The following is a 1,526-nucleotide window of genomic DNA, read 5'->3' on the forward strand; positions in this document are numbered from 1 at the left end:
CTACTGATATGTAGTCCCTGTCTGTCAAGAGGCATGGCGAGACGCCGCCGCGGCTGGTTGCTGCGGCGGCGTCTCTGTTCTGGGTTGGGGGTCGCGACGGGCGGAGCGTGTCTGGCGACGCACGCGGTCGAGACTGATATGCGCGGGTTGGTTACCGCAGTTCGGTGTTCGGCTGGAGCGCTTCCGTCGGGTATCTGAGGTCGAGCGTCACCAGCGGGCTGGTGGCTCACAGTAGTTCCGCGGGTTCGGCTCCTCGCGCTGCTGCCGACGCGATCGGGTCCCGTCCCAGAGTCGAGTGGCCCGACGGCTATATGGCGGTGTCGTCGGGCAGGGTGGCCAGTGACCAGCACCAGCCGGCGAGCTCGCGGGCGATCGCGGTGGTGGCCACGGTGTGCTTCTTCTTTCGCTGGCTGTAGACCTCCCAGCGGTGATGGAGCCGCTGGTTGCCGGCGTGGCCACGGACCCGGGCTGCGGCTGGTGCTTGGTCCCAGCGTGCTTGCAGGGTCTTGCCGACGACGTAGCGCGGCTTGTGGTGCCAGGCCGACTCGACGAGCAGACGGCGTACATGAGTGTTGCCGGCCTTGGTGATCCCGCCCTGGCTGCGCGAGTCGCCACTGGAGTGCTCAGAGGGCACCAGCCCGAGGAACGCACCGATGCTGGCGCCGGTGAACCGGCCCCAGTCGCCGAGCTCGACGGCGAGCGCGAACCCGGTCAGGGTCGAGATCCCGCGCATGCAGCACAGCTTGCGCAGGGTCGGGGTGAACTCGGAGTCCGCGGCCATCTTCGCGATCGCGTCGTCGAGCCGCTCGCGGCGAGCCAGGGTGAACTCGACCGCCTCGAGGTCGGCTTGGTAGGCGGCTTGTGTGCCGAGCCGGTCGAACCGGATCGAGTGCAGCCATGCGGTGTGCGGCCGGGTCCACGCCGGGCCGCCGTAGTAGACGTGCCCATGACGCAACAGCAGCTTCGAGACACGGTGCCGCAGCCGCATCAGATCCCCGCGGGTGTCTTCGCGGGCACGCACCAGATCACGGGCCGCTTCCTGGTCGAGGGTCGGCACGGTCACCGAAACGATCTCGTCCATCCGCAGCAGCCGAGCCAGCAGCAGCGCGTCCTTAGCGTCGGTCTTGACTCGATCACCAGCCGGCCGCACCAGCCGCGAGGGTGCCGCGACCTCACAGCGCAGTCCGGCGTCACGAAGTGCTCGGGCCAGTCCGAAGCCGGTCGGACCGGCCTCATAGGTCACCGCGACCGGTCCCGGCAGCCGTCGGATCCAGTCGATGACGACCTCGGGCTGGGGAACGAGGGCGTCCTTGAAGAACTCGCCCGTCGTGGTGTCGATCGCCGCGGCGGCGATCGACCTTGCGTGCACATCCAGACCGACGCTCGTACGCTCAACAAACACCGGGGCCTCCTACGACTGTGGACAGGCCGAGCAGGCGCCTCCTGCTCGGTAACCCACGAACATGCGTGGCGAGGCCCCGGCCCGCAACCCCCTCACCCCGAGGCGGTCACGTCATACCGTCTGA

The 1,526-nt window shown here is 68.7% G+C and carries 1 protein-coding gene; it reads right to left on the bottom strand.

From position 1 onward, the window contains the following. Positions 1-307 precede the first annotated feature (307 nt). Entirely contained in the window at positions 308-1,402 is a 1,095-nt protein-coding gene (locus DNK54_RS20950; RefSeq protein ID WP_110208960.1) for an IS110 family RNA-guided transposase, read from the bottom strand. Between the last annotated feature and the right edge of the window lie 124 nt (positions 1,403-1,526).

The sequence above is a fragment of the Nocardioides daejeonensis genome, from assembly GCF_003194585.1.
Lineage (GTDB): Bacteria > Actinomycetota > Actinomycetes > Propionibacteriales > Nocardioidaceae > Nocardioides > Nocardioides daejeonensis.